At 55.3% G+C, this 12,643-nt stretch carries 12 protein-coding genes; 4 read left to right on the plus strand and 8 right to left on the minus strand.

Going from position 1 to position 12,643, the window contains the following annotated elements; translation table 11 throughout:
* Nucleotides 1-100 precede the first annotated feature (100 nt).
* Nucleotides 101-604: a hypothetical protein gene (locus NSS64_RS29640; RefSeq protein WP_341142443.1), complete on the minus strand. Its 504-nt coding sequence runs from the start codon at nucleotides 602-604 to the stop codon at nucleotides 101-103.
* A gap of 21 nt (nucleotides 605-625) precedes the next feature.
* Nucleotides 626-4,177, minus strand: coding sequence for a DUF3289 family protein (locus NSS64_RS29645; protein WP_341142444.1), 3,552 nt, complete (start codon nucleotides 4,175-4,177; stop codon nucleotides 626-628).
* Between the two features lie 266 nt (nucleotides 4,178-4,443).
* On the opposite strand from NSS64_RS29645, the gene pnuC reads away from it, so the two are divergent.
* From pnuC to NSS64_RS29660, 3 genes are read left to right on the plus strand one after another with little or no spacing between them, the layout of a single operon-like run.
* Nucleotides 4,444-5,121, plus strand: coding sequence for a nicotinamide riboside transporter PnuC (gene pnuC / locus NSS64_RS29650; RefSeq protein WP_341142445.1), 678 nt, complete (start codon nucleotides 4,444-4,446; stop codon nucleotides 5,119-5,121).
* Nucleotides 5,118-6,128, plus strand: a complete 1,011-nt coding sequence (locus tag NSS64_RS29655; protein ID WP_341142446.1) for an AAA family ATPase — start codon at nucleotides 5,118-5,120, stop codon at nucleotides 6,126-6,128. The genes pnuC and NSS64_RS29655 overlap by 4 nt, the downstream gene beginning before the upstream one ends.
* A 25-nt stretch (nucleotides 6,129-6,153) precedes the next feature.
* Complete coding sequence (locus NSS64_RS29660) at nucleotides 6,154-7,047, plus strand: NUDIX hydrolase (protein ID WP_341142447.1); 894 nt, start codon at nucleotides 6,154-6,156, stop codon at nucleotides 7,045-7,047.
* 84 nt (nucleotides 7,048-7,131) lie between these two features.
* Here the strand turns inward: NSS64_RS29660 and NSS64_RS29665 are convergent, their stop codons facing one another.
* From NSS64_RS29665 to NSS64_RS29690, 6 genes are all read right to left on the minus strand, one after another.
* Complete coding sequence (locus tag NSS64_RS29665; protein WP_341142448.1) at nucleotides 7,132-8,496, minus strand: sensor histidine kinase; 1,365 nt, start codon at nucleotides 8,494-8,496, stop codon at nucleotides 7,132-7,134.
* Complete coding sequence (locus NSS64_RS29670; RefSeq protein WP_341142449.1) at nucleotides 8,493-9,155, minus strand: response regulator transcription factor; 663 nt, start codon at nucleotides 9,153-9,155, stop codon at nucleotides 8,493-8,495. The genes NSS64_RS29665 and NSS64_RS29670 overlap by 4 nt, the downstream gene beginning before the upstream one ends.
* Before the next feature lie 33 nt (nucleotides 9,156-9,188).
* Entirely contained in the window at nucleotides 9,189-9,947 is a 759-nt protein-coding gene (locus NSS64_RS29675) for a lantibiotic immunity ABC transporter MutG family permease subunit (protein ID WP_341142450.1), read from the minus strand.
* Between the two features lies 1 nt (nucleotide 9,948).
* The gene (locus tag NSS64_RS29680) at nucleotides 9,949-10,677 is read right to left on the minus strand and encodes a lantibiotic immunity ABC transporter MutE/EpiE family permease subunit (protein WP_341142451.1); all 729 of its coding nucleotides are present in this window, start codon (nucleotides 10,675-10,677) and stop codon (nucleotides 9,949-9,951) included.
* A complete protein-coding gene (locus NSS64_RS29685; RefSeq protein ID WP_341142452.1) occupies nucleotides 10,670-11,386 on the minus strand; it encodes a lantibiotic protection ABC transporter ATP-binding protein in 717 nt (238 codons plus the stop codon). Before NSS64_RS29685 ends, NSS64_RS29680 begins: the two co-directional genes overlap by 8 nt.
* Before the next feature lie 132 nt (nucleotides 11,387-11,518).
* Nucleotides 11,519-11,776, minus strand: coding sequence for a GlsB/YeaQ/YmgE family stress response membrane protein (locus NSS64_RS29690; protein WP_173134188.1), 258 nt, complete (start codon nucleotides 11,774-11,776; stop codon nucleotides 11,519-11,521).
* Between the two features lie 168 nt (nucleotides 11,777-11,944).
* On the opposite strand from NSS64_RS29690, the gene NSS64_RS29695 reads away from it, so the two are divergent.
* Nucleotides 11,945-12,643 (plus strand): response regulator transcription factor, encoded by a 699-nt coding sequence (locus NSS64_RS29695; RefSeq protein ID WP_341142453.1) that lies wholly within the window; start codon nucleotides 11,945-11,947, stop codon nucleotides 12,641-12,643.

The raw sequence follows: 12,643 nt of genomic DNA on the forward strand, positions 1-12,643 counted from the left end.
TTTGTTAGTTCTTTGAATAAGAGAAATCCTGCAACAATCCTGCTCCTTACAAGCGGACGACGAGAAAAGCACCAGCATCCTTCACCTGTTAGGACGGTACCTATTCTATCTCGATTCCGTACCAGCCGTCGGCCAGCGGAGTCAGCTTATACTTAACCGGCTCTGCGGCATAGGCCTGCTCCACCATGCTCTGACTTGCGCAATACACGATATGATAGGTGGGGCCATGCTCCCGTTCCCAGTCGAATACGAACCGGAGGAGCGGCTTCCCGTCCTGCCTGCTGTAGCGCACGAAGTCCAGGCTGTCTCCGGACCATGCAGCGATCTGTCCGATCTTGTCTTGCATTTCTGTATTCACACTGTCATGAAACGGAGAGGTGGTATTACCATTATTGGAGTAGATGAAGGTATTCCCGATATCACTCCGTTCATCCAGGCTGTCCATCAGCAGCAGGGTCTCCGACTTCACGGCCTCAAACTGCCCGCTATGCTCATGGAATAGTTCGTATTTCGCCCCGGAGGGATCATAACGGATGATGAAGCCTGCTGCTGCAAGCAACAGTATGAGGGTCATGCCAATGAAGATTCGTGTCCTGCGGCTCAATTGTTTCACCTGCCTACTTATTTAGAATGTTTTTACGGAGCCGCTGAACTCCAGCTCGCAATCAATTGTTGTAATGAACGGCACATATTTGCCATTGAACCGTTCGTAGTGCTGCAGGGTGAACCAGTCCACAAATCCCGGATTATTGATCTCATCATCGGCATCCAGGCCGAAATGATCGTAGAAATGGAATACCAGCTTCCCGCTGAATTGCCCCCCGATGTTCTTGAAGTCCTTAATGGTAATATTATGACCATGGAAGGCATGAATGGCGAGCGATAACGCCAGATTGCTCTTCTCCGTAAATACCGGATACGGGCTCGTCGGAAATTGATTCACATAATTATTCACAAGATTCCGGCTGCTGTTCGGGTCAAATTTCAGCCTGGACAGATCACCGTTATTACTGCGCAGCTCCTGCACAACATAATTCTTGATGAGCTCTACATAGTTCTGGGTGCTGGAGTCAGTAATAACGGCGTTGCCCAGCTGGCTGTTATGATACTTGATGTATTTGCTGGTATCGAAGGTATCGCCAAGGGCTACCGATGTTCCCTCGGTTATGGTTTTGCTGTATTTGAAGGTTGAGATCAGATCGCCAAGAACGAACTTCATATCATCTGTTGCACCTATCTTACCGACAGCGAACAGAACGGCCATCTCGCCCCAGATCATGGACTCGGGCGTAATCCTGGCCACCGAGAATACCGGGCCCAGCTTGATTAATTCACTATACGTGTAGTCATTGAATGTCAGGTCGTCAGAGACAGGGGACGTTCCCTGCGCAGCGGTCTTCAGAATCCCTTCCCTGTGATTCGATTGAAGGATTAAGGCCTGCTCCACATCTGGAATCAGTCTTCTGCTGTCCACCGCATCGTTCAAGCCGTCGCCGTCCGTATCGGCCAGGTTGGGATTGGAGTACAAATAAGCGTAGACCTTGTCGCCGGATTTGACAATGCGGATCTCTTGCCCGTCCTTAAGACCGTCGTTATCGCTGTCAGCATCCAGATAATTCAATCGGATAGCCGCACCGCCAGTACCAACACGCAGTCTTCCGGCCTGCATCTCCTTCTCATGATAATCACTGATGCCATCCTTGTCGGTGTCCTTGTACAGGTCAGAAGTCTCCGCAATCGTATCGAAAATTCCATACAACTGGCTGGCATTGCTCGCATGATAATAGCTGCCGCCGGTGCCCTGGGCCATGCTGGTCAGCACACTGGTCGAAATACTGCTCCCCAGGCCCACTGTATAAATGACGATGCCCTGATCCGCAGCCCGCTTAGTCAGAGCGGTGTCATAAGAGCCTTCCCCGTCCGTGAGCATGATAATGTACTTCAGGACATCCGCTCTGCCGCCGGCGGCGAACAGACTAAGCGCACTGGCAATCCCGCTGCTCAGAGTCGTTCCGCCATACGCATCAATCCGTCCCGCAGCCTGACTCAGCACGGCCTTGTCTGAAGTGAAGCCGGATAATACCGTAGCATAGTCGTCAAAATCAACCACGGCCCCGCGGTCACTGTCCGTCAGCAGATCAACAAACTGCCGGGTGACGCTGATTCTCACATTGTTCCGGTCATTATCTGACATACTGCCCGAGGAATCGATGACGAAGGCGATATCCATCCCGGCATAATGCTCCTGCCCCTCATCATACAGGAACTTATACTGCCAGACCTGGTCGTAGACCGTCTTATTCAGGAGAATGTATCTGGAGAAATGAGCCGTCCCGGCCGAGACCACATTTCCGTCCACCTGCTGATCCGGCAGCTCCTCGAACAGCTGCGACTCCTCATTGTAATAGTAGATCCGCGGCGCAAAATCTGCCTGATTCCATAGGCTCTGATCGAACTCAAAGGAGATCGTTGCCTTCTCAAAGCTTCCCTCGATGGAGAAATTATAGCCTTGATCAATGTAGCCGGGAATGGTTGTATCATTAAGAATGCCGTCTTGGACCGGCTGGACAGACAAGCTGTCTACCTGCTCCGCAGTGATCCCTTCAACGAACACACTTGGAACGGCCTTGCCCCCGGCATCCTCTGCCTTCACCGTTCTTGCGAACTTCGCCTCAGGCACAAGCGGGTCGCTACCGATCTTGAGTTCCCAGGCGTCAGAGAGCCCGTCGCCATCGGTGTCGGCCTTCAGGGGATCGGTCTTGTACGTATGAACCTCTTCGCCGTCCGTAAGCCCGTCACCGTCACTGTCCTCGCTGATGAGGCTGGTGCCCAGCAGCAGCTCCTCCAGATTAGTTAATCCATCCTTATCGTAGTCTTCATCACCGTCAGCGGTCCCATTCTTATCACTGTCCGGTTCAAGCGGATTCAGCTTCAACACGAGCAGCTCATCCCGGTCGCTTAATCCGTCACCATCGGTATCCTTGCTGGTAGCGGAGAGCCCATAATGCTCCTCATAGTAATCGCTGATGCCGTCCTTATCGCTGTCCTTCTCCCGGTCGATCCCGAGGTTATCCAGATTGCCCTCGTCGAAGTTCACGATCATATACTCTTTGGTCACTTCAGTCCCGTCTTGAACTTGTGCGCGCAGCTTCAGCAGATTGTATCCGGTCCCAAGCCCGATTCCTTCGGCAGACCACACCGCACTTACAGGGATTGTCCCTTGCTGGAGGACTGCTTTATTTCGGTCTTCAATCTGATAAGTGAGGGCCGTAACGCTTGCTGTCCCGCTCAGCGTTCCGGTCAGCTTATCCATCTTCGAGGTCAGGAAGTAGTAGTCTCCATCCGGGCTGTTCTGAAGCTGAAGGCTGTACGTATCGAGCTGTACGGATACCCCCTCCGGTTCAGGAGCTTCCTGCCTTGAAGAGATCTGCGTCAACTGATAGCCTGAAGGCCCGCTTACCACATTCCCCGGACTCCCGGAGAAGCCCAGGATAAGAGTCTCACCCGGCTGAATGTTGGCATTGTAGCCCGCATTATGTATAACGTAATGATTGCCGGTATGCCCGGTAATTTCAGCCGTCCAGAACCGGTCCAGGTTCCCGTCATAATCGAACCTCAGCGTCCAATCCTCTATGGTAGACTGCGATGTATTCTTAATGGCAATCTCGCCGTTAAAAGCGCTCCCCCAATCACTTGTTACCTTGAAGCCTGTTTCGTATTGCCCCGCCGGTACGATCTGTTCCGCGCCCTGCATTTCAAATGCTACAGGCAGCTGAAGCTCTCCTTCAAATGAAGCCGTGAAGCCGAAATTCGCACTGCCACCCACCGGAATGTCCTGATTGCTGCCTGCATTCTTGATGGTATAAACTCCGTTCTCGTAGGACTGTACTTGTCCGTTCCAGATATTCGTAATCTCATAAGGGGATGTAAAATCAATACTCCAGTTCTCCAGCGTCCGGTTACCCGTATTCCTGATCGTGACATCTGCGTTAAAGGCGCCTTCCCACTGGGAGGAAATTGTGTAGATTACCTCGTACCCCTCTTCTGTGTAGATTGTTTGCTGCTTGCCGCCCGTGTCTTCCTGAGCTAGAGCGGGCCTGAGCTGAAGAGAAGAGAATACCAATACCAGAATGGCAAATAAGATGAAGCTTCGTTTCATGATCCTTGTCTTGAACATTGCTGCCGTTCCTCCTTATATGATCGCTAATGGGGTGGATAATATGTAAGATCTTGGGGTATATGAATCTATCATATTTGCATAAAGAGGTTTAAGCAACAACAAATGGAATAAAAGTATGAGGACGACAAATAGGGCCGAAGTTGTGGAAAATCGGGCTTGCATTCCGCTATAAATTCTGTTATTTTGATATTAACAAAAAGTAATTATCAATTAGTTAATAAGTATTCAATTTCTTAGGATACAGAGGAAGCGGAGGGATGAGCATGAAGAAGGCACCCGGCAACTGGAGCGGGTTTGAACTCGCCTGGCTGGTGATATTTACGCTGATCGCTGTTACTTTTACGGTGATGTCCAAGGATTCGCTCTTCGGGTTCACGGTCTTCATCACCGGGGTACTATGCGTGGTGCTGACGGCGAAGGGGAAGCTGGCGAGCTATGGATTCGGGATGTATAATACGTTCGGATATGCTTATTTGGCCTATATCAACGGATTATTCGGCGAGGTTATGCTGAATCTGCTATTTTTTGTGCCGATGAATATTGTAGGCTTCTATATGTGGAAAAGAAACATGCACGGCGGCAGGCTGTCCATGCGCCAAATGGAAACGAGGGGCATCCTGCTCACCGGTGCAGTCTGTGTGGCGGGAGCGCTGCTGCTGGGCTTCGGCTTATCGTTCATTCCTGCGCAGAATTCACCTTACATCGATGCCCTGACTACCGTGTTATCGGTAGTGGCAACGATGCTGATGGTGCGCCGTTTCAAGGAGCAGTGGCTGGTCTATATTGTGCTGAATATGTTCACCGTGCTGCTCTGGGTGATCCGGACGCTGGAAGGCAGCGGGGAGGGTCTGCTGATGATCGTGATGTGGAGCGCCTATCTGATCAATGCGGTCTACGGCTACTACAACTGGAACAAAGGAGCTAGGGAGGCGCTGTCATGAAAACACTTGGATTAACACTCGGGAAGTTCGCCCCGCTGCATAAAGGGCACCAGTTCATGTTCGAGACGGCGCTGCGGGAGGTTGACGAGCTGATTGTGGTGATCTATGAGACCAAGGTCTCTCCGGTACCGCTGCAGATTCGGGCCAACTGGATTCGCAGGCTCTATCCTGCGGTTCGGGTCATCGAGGCCTGGGACGGCCCGGGTGGATACTCGGATGACAGGGAGCATGAGATCCGGGAGGAGCAGTATATTCTCGGGCTGCTGAAGGGCGAGCAGGTGACCCATTTTTATTCGAGTGAATTCTATGGAGAGCATATGAGTCTGGCGCTGGGTGCTATTGACCGGCGGGTGGATGAGGCGAGGATGCAGGTTCCGGTATCGGCCACGATGGTCCGCTCGGACCCTTACCAATACCGGGGTTATGTCAGCGGGCTAGTGTACCGCGATCTAATTACCAAGGTCGTATTTGTAGGGGCGATGTCTACCGGCAAGTCTACGATCACCGAAGCGCTTGCCCGGAGATACGGTACGGCCTTCGCCAGTGAATACGGGCGGGATTACTGGACAGAGCATCAGGTGGACCGCCGGATTGGGCTGGAGGCTTTTGACGAGATCGCGGTGGGGCATCTGGAGCGGGAAGAGCAGGCACTGCTTGACGCCAATAGGTATTTATTCGTCGATACGAATGCGATTACCACCTATATGTATGCGCTGGATTACCATGGGAAGGCACCCGAGCTGCTAACCCGGCTGGCCTTGGAGAACGCGCAGCGCTACGACCTGTTCTTCCTGTGCGACGATGATATTCCCTATGACGATACGTGGGACCGCAGTGGGGACCAGAAGCGGCAGGTGTTCCACAAGCAGATTATCGCAGACCTGAAGGAGAGGCGGATTCCCTATATTACTCTGAGAGGCACGCTTAAGGAACGTATAAGCAAGGTAGACAGTGTACTGGCAAAATTCAAGCCGTACGGGAATTATTACGGAGAGCTGGAGCATTGAACCAGAGACAGAGGAGGCGGAGAATGTGGAATTGAGAGATGCTAACGGACTTACAGAGCGTGAATTCCTGGAGCAGTACCGGGCCGGGGACTATGAACGGCCTTCCGTGGCGGCGGATATGGTGATCTTCACCGTCACGGACACAGAAGCAGACCAAGGGCCTGGTCCAGTGGCGAAGGAGCTGCGCTTGCTGCTCATCCGCAGAGGCGGGCATCCTTGCTTGGGAAAGTGGGCGCTGCCGGGCGGCTTCGTCCAGCCGGACGAGACCACGGATCAGGCGGCCGCACGCGAGCTGGAGGAGGAGACCGGTGTTACAGGTGTATATCTGGAGCAGCTTCGCACCTTCTCTGACCCCGGGCGCGATCCCCGTACCTGGGTGATCAGCAGCAGCTATATGGCGCTGGTCAACAGCCGCCGTATCCAATTAGAGGCAGGGGATGATGCCGAGGCTGCGGCCTGGTTCAAGGTAAGCTACCAGCTCCGGCAGGAGCACAAAGAGCTGCTGGAGCAGGGCTGCATCCGCACCCGTACCTATGAGCTTCGGCTGGAAGCGGGCGGGCAGGAGCTGGCAGCAGTGATCGAACAGACGGTGACGGTGACACCGTCGGCCAGATCGGTGCAATATGCCGTCTTGTCCAATGACGGACTTGCTTTTGATCACGCCAAGATCATTGCCTATGCCATTGAACGGCTGCGTCAGGAGATGGAAAGAACCGGAATCGCGCTACTCTTAATGCCTGAACAATTCACCCTGGCCGAGTTGCAGCAGGTCTACGAGGTGATTCTCGGCCAGGAGTTGCCGAAGGCGATCTTCATGGACAAGGTGGCTGCGCTTATAACCGCGACCAACCTGTACACAGAGCATACGGAACACACACCCTCCCGCCGCTTGTATCAGCGGAACTGGGGAGAAGCCTGAATTTTTAATTAGGAGGAACCATCAATGAACGCAGGAAGAGCAATATTAAGAACAATGGAATTCAGCCACGAGCTGGATGTGCTGCTACTCAGGCGTGGCAATGCGCATCGTCACCTTCCCGCCCCCGGAAGGGGAGACATTGCTTAGGCTTAGGCTGCCTCCGTGCTGCTCGGCCACAGAGCGTGCAATATAGAGCCCCATTCCGTGATGATTCCCGGAGCTGCGGCTCGGGTCGCCCCGGTAGAACTGGCTGGTGGCCTCCCGGAGGTCGGCCGCCGAGAAGCCGCTGCCGGTGTCGGTAACCGTGAACTGAACCGCATCCGGCCCGCTCTGGACAAGCAGGGCAATGCTGCCCCCGGGCGGGGTATGCTCGGCGGCATTGGTAATCACGTTCATCATGCCCCGCAGCAGCAGCTCCTTGTGAATGAACAGGTATTCCGGCAGCTTCTCCTGCCGGATAGAGGTCTTCAGGTTCCTGCCTGCCTTGAGGGCATTCATCTGCAGCTCCAGCTCAGCTATGATCTCTGCTGCCGGGACCAGCACCTTCTGGCGGGAGGAGCCGGCCTGCTGGTTGGACAGATCAATGACTTCCTGCACGAAGGCTTCAATGTCTTCAGCGCTGCGGCGGATATAGCCGCTGTATTCACGCTGCGGCTCCGTCTCTACAATCTCCTGCAGCAGCTCGGCGTTGCCCCGGATAATGGTCAGCGGCGTCTTGATGTCGTGGGCCAGCGCGGAGATCTGCTCTCTGCGGGAGCGCTCCAGCTCCCACTGCTTCTCCAGTGAAGTCTGCAGGGCATCCTTCATCCGGTCCAGCGAGCCCAGTACCTCATCAATCTCCACAATGCCGCTGGGATGGACGGCGAACTCCAGATTCTCGCGCCGGATGTTCTCGGTCGCTTCCTGCAGTCCGGCCATCCGCTCCGAGAGCTTCCGGCCGAACCGGGCCGCGAGCAGGGCGGCCATCACCAGGAATCCGAGCACGAAGAGCAAGGGGCCCAGGAGCTGGGGATTCGGCAGCGCGCTGCGCAGCACTGGAGAAGCATACTGCGGTGTCAGGACATAGCGGAAGATCCATAGCTCCTGCCCATGCTCGGCGGTGGTATAGTAGTAGGCGCTTCTGTTGTTCCCCTCCCGGATTATTCTCCAGGCTTGCTCCGCCTCCTTAGCCGTCAGGTTGCCGGCCAGCGGCTTCCCGTCCAAGGTGAATACGGTGTAATTCAGCCGGTCTGGGACCCGGGGAACCGTATCTGTTACATCAGCAGCTAACTGCTGCTTGAACTGGGCAATTGCCTTCTCCTCATAGTTGGCAGGCAGCAGCGCCCCCCGGGCGAACGCCAGCGCGAATACACCGAGCAGTCCTCCTAGCAGCAGAATGGTGCCCAGACTAAGCAGCAGCAGGTATTTTAGGAAAAAAGTACGCAGTCGCACGGCTTTACGTTGTTTCACAGCTTCCACTTGTATCCGATCCCCCAGATGGTTTCTATGGCCTCCAGCCCGTGCCGGGCCAGCTTAGCGCGGATATTCTTGATATGCTCGGTAATCGCACTGCTGTCACTGTCCCCGTCCATCCCGAAGACCCCTTCATAGATATGGTCCTTGGAGAAGACCTGTCCGCGGTGGCGGGCCAGGAATTCGCAGATTTCATATTCGCTTTTGGTCAGCGGAACCTTATTCTCGCGTATATACAGCTCCTTACCGGAGAGGTTCAGGCGCACGGGGTCCAGGTACAGCATATTGCGCCGCTCCCGGCCTTCCCGCCGGAGATGGGCCTGAATCCGCGCGCGCAGCGCGCCGATGCCGAAGGGCTTCGTAATATAGTCATCCGCCCCCAGTCCGAGTCCGTACATCAGGTCACTTTCCAGCGTCTTTGCCGTCAAAAAAAGAATGGGACAATCCACCGCCGTGCGGATCTCCCGGCAGAGCGTGAAGCCATCCACTCCCGGCATCATCACATCCAGCAGAATCAAATCATATGCCCCCAGATCGGTGCTGTGCATCTCCGCCGGATTGGAAATGGTGGTCACCAGATGCTGGTCTGTGCTCAGCGCGTTATGAATCAGGGAGAGGATAGCGGGTTCGTCGTCTACTACAAGTATTTTGGCCATAGTCATTGTTTCCTTCATTTGCAGATTAGGAGGCTAGTTATCCGCAGAGCGGCCCTCCCATTTGTTGAACCATAACATACTGAGGAGGCCAGCGGCTATTGTTGCTCCTGTACAGATGGATATGCCGGTGGCCAGTCCCGTTTCAGCCCGGGGCAGCCGGAGTCCCGAATGCTGAATCTCCAGCAGGGAGAGGAAACGGCCGCCCCAGGCGAAGGGGATATACGGCCACAGGATATCGCCAAGACCAGTCAGCATCAGGGCGGCGAGCAGGCTTCCCGTAATGCCTATGCCGATGGAGGCGCCCCGGCCAAACCGCAGGCTGATAGCGAAGTGAACCAGATAGAGCAGGATATTACTTGCGAACAGGATCACGGCCCCGGTCAGATAAAAGAGTATGCCGTGCCGGTCCTGTCCCAGCATTCCGGCAAAGCCCAGGCTGAACAGGCCGAAGATCAGCAGGACAGCCCCCAGGCTGAATCCCAGCAGGAGCAGCAGCTTGCTCAAAAAGGTTGTTGTCCTGCCCGCAGGCAGGGCAAGCATCCCCTGGAACCCTCCGGAGGCGGCCTCCTGCTCCGCCGCCATCGCACAGACCAGCCCGATGAGGGTAGGAAACGCACAAGCGACGGCCTGCATGAACCCCATCACCTTGCCCGCTTCACTGGCAGGGGAGATGGAATAGTAGGCCACGAACAGGGCAGCCCCGATCAGCGGGGTCACCAGATGGAACAGGAGAAACGGGGTGCGCCGCATTTTGAGCAGATCGGCCCTGAGCAGGCCCGGAAGTGCATTCATGCTACTTCGCCTCCTGTCTACGGAACCATACGGTGGTGAGCAGGAACAGGATGGCGAACCATCCGAGAGAGACCAGCGTACCCGGAAGAATCATGTCTGTGCTGCGCAGCGGGCTGTGCGCCGGGACCGGCAGGCCGTTCGGCAGGATGGACAGCACCGGACACATGAGCCTGAAGGTAATTGTATAAGGAATGTAGTCCCACAAGCCGCCCCTGTCAAATTCAACTACACCCAGAACGGTACCGGACAGGTTCAGCAGGACCGCTGCAAATAATCCGAGACGGGCAGCCAGGAACAGGCACAGCGGGATCTGCCACAGGAAGGTGAGGAAGATCAGTATGCTGCCCGCCAGACTGCTCAGCAGTGTAATCGTCTGTCCGAACAGCAGGCCCCCGGCTGTAACGCCGATCAGGAATACGAGCAGAGCGGCCAGGAGCCAGCCGATACAGGCAAGGATTTTGCCGGCCCAGAGCGTTCCCGGTGTAAAGGGCAAGGCCAGTAATCCCCGGTACTTCAGCTTCGCATCTTTCTGCAGTGCCAGCGAACAGACCAGGCTCAGCGCTCCGGGCAACAGCATCGTGTACCACCAGTTGTAAGACCCGCTCTGAAAAAAGCCGCCGCCCATCAGAACAGCGCACAAGAGCAGAGTGAATACAGGAGCGATCCAGGCCAGCTTGGGAATGAAGGTACGCCGCCATTTCAGGTGTTCCGCCCTAACGATATTAAGCATGAACGGCACCGTCCCTCCGGTGGGCTGCCGCGACCTGCATGAACAACGCCTCCAGGTCCTGGTCCGGGGAGATTGGACCCTGATAGCCCAGTACGCCGCCCGCGATGATGCCAATATGGTCGGCTGTCTGCTCCACCTCGGAGAGCAGGTGGCTGGACAGGATGACGGTGATTCCCTGCTGCGGGAAGGAGCGGATCAGCTCCCGCAGCTCCTGAATCCCGATCGGGTCCAGCCCGTTCGTCGGCTCGTCCAGAATCAGCAGCTCCGGCTGGTTGAGGAGCGCAATGGCGATGCCGAGCCGCTGCTTCATCCCCATGGAGAATTGTCCGGCGCGTTTCTTCCCGGTAGCGGTCAGATCGACAACAGCAAGCACCTCTTCAATACGCGACTGCGGCAGTCCGAGGGCCAGTGTGCGTACCTTGAGATTCTCCCGGGCGGTCAGATTATCGTACAGCGGCGGTGCTTCAATCAATACGCCGATCCGGCTTAAGTCCTTCCGGGTCCATTCCTGCCCCTGAAAACGGATTGTCCCGGAATCGGGACGCAGCATCCCGGTAATCATTTTGAGCAGGGTAGATTTGCCTGCACCGTTCGGACCGAGCAGCCCGTAGACGGAATTGCGCGCGACTGTTAACGATACGTTGTTGACGGCTGCCTGGCGCTTGAAGCTTTTACATAGATGCTGTATTTCCAGAATATGTTCCTGCATAGTATATCATCCTTTCTCTGCCTCTACTCTAAGGGCAGATTCTAAGGATTCTGTAAGGATGACATGGCAGAGCCCCTGCCTGGGTGAACAGGAGGGGCTCTGTGTTGACTTTGCAGCAGCCGGCGGGAAGGATTAACGGCGCCGGAAGGCGCCGCCGCGGGCCAGGGCAAAGAAGATCAATAGTGCAACGATGGAGCCGATAATGGCCGGAACAATGTGGAAGCCACCTACTACAGGGCCCCTTGGACCAAGCAGCTCGGTGCCCAGCCAGGAGCCGATGAACCCGGCGATTACATTGCCCAGCACGCCTCCCGGAACATCACGCCCGATCAGATTGCCGCTTAGCCAGCCGATGAGTCCCCCTATGATGATTACCCAGAGCAGATACATTGATTTGTCCCCTTTCTAGTTGGTTTATTCAAGGTATGTTGAGAAGCGGGTAAGGTGAACCATCTGCGAAGGTTTATTTTTGGAAAGCGGTGAAAACAGGTGATCTGCGCTGCGGGGAGATTAACGTCCTTTGCCGGTGTTAATATTAAGTATAGGAGGAGGGATCGGATGAACAAAATTCTCGTAATCGACGATGAAGCGGCTCTTAGAGATCTGATCGAGCTTGTGCTCCGCAGAGAGAATTATGAGGTGCGGACAGCGGAGAACGGAAGTGCGGGACTTACAGCCCTGGAGGCTTTTCAGCCGGATCTGGTGGTACTGGATCTGATGCTGCCCGATTGCTCCGGCTATGACCTGTGTAAGGAAATCACCAAGCGGCAGGCGGTTCCCGTCATTATGCTGTCGGCCAAGAATGAGATTATCGATAAGGTGCTGGGGCTGGAGCTGGGGGCCGAGGATTATATGACCAAGCCGTTCGATAACCGGGAGCTGCTGGCGCGGATCAAGGTGGTGCTCCGGAGAGCCCAGAACAGCGGACTGCCGACAGATGCCGAAGATACCCGGATCACTCATGAGGAGCTGACCTTTGATCTGGAGACCCGGGTGGTGCAGAAAGGCGGCGTTCCGGTTGCCCTGACGGCCAAGGAATTCAGAATTCTGGAGACGCTGCTGAAGCGCCCGGACAAAATCTATACCCGGGATGAGCTGCTGGAGATCGTCTGGGGCTATGACTTCATGGGCGACAGCCGCAGCGTGGATATGACGATTATGCGCTTAAGAAAGAAGCTGGAGGACGATGCCGAGAATCCGAAATATATCCGGACCGTCTACGGCTTCGGTTATCAGCTGGGAGGTGGCTCCGCCTGA

It is taken from the genome of Paenibacillus sp. FSL H8-0122, from assembly GCF_038005345.1.
GTDB lineage: Bacteria > Bacillota > Bacilli > Paenibacillales > Paenibacillaceae > Paenibacillus_AQ.

Excerpts from the sequence above, each read along its gene's own strand:
- NSS64_RS29645 (WP_341142444.1), bottom strand. The coding sequence starts at position 4,177 with ATGTTCAAGACAAGGATCATGAAACGAAGCTTCATCTTATTTGCCATT.
- pnuC (WP_341142445.1), top strand. The coding sequence starts at position 4,444 with ATGAAGAAGGCACCCGGCAACTGGAGCGGGTTTGAACTCGCCTGGCTG.
- NSS64_RS29655 (WP_341142446.1), top strand. The coding sequence starts at position 5,118 with ATGAAAACACTTGGATTAACACTCGGGAAGTTCGCCCCGCTGCATAAA.
- NSS64_RS29670 (WP_341142449.1), bottom strand. The coding sequence starts at position 9,155 with ATGGCCAAAATACTTGTAGTAGACGACGAACCCGCTATCCTCTCCCTG.
- NSS64_RS29675 (WP_341142450.1), bottom strand. The coding sequence starts at position 9,947 with ATGAATGCACTTCCGGGCCTGCTCAGGGCCGATCTGCTCAAAATGCGG.
- NSS64_RS29680 (WP_341142451.1), bottom strand. The coding sequence starts at position 10,677 with ATGCTTAATATCGTTAGGGCGGAACACCTGAAATGGCGGCGTACCTTC.
- NSS64_RS29685 (WP_341142452.1), bottom strand. The coding sequence starts at position 11,386 with ATGCAGGAACATATTCTGGAAATACAGCATCTATGTAAAAGCTTCAAG.
- NSS64_RS29690 (WP_173134188.1), bottom strand. The coding sequence starts at position 11,776 with ATGTATCTGCTCTGGGTAATCATCATAGGGGGACTCATCGGCTGGCTA.
- NSS64_RS29695 (WP_341142453.1), top strand. The coding sequence starts at position 11,945 with ATGAACAAAATTCTCGTAATCGACGATGAAGCGGCTCTTAGAGATCTG.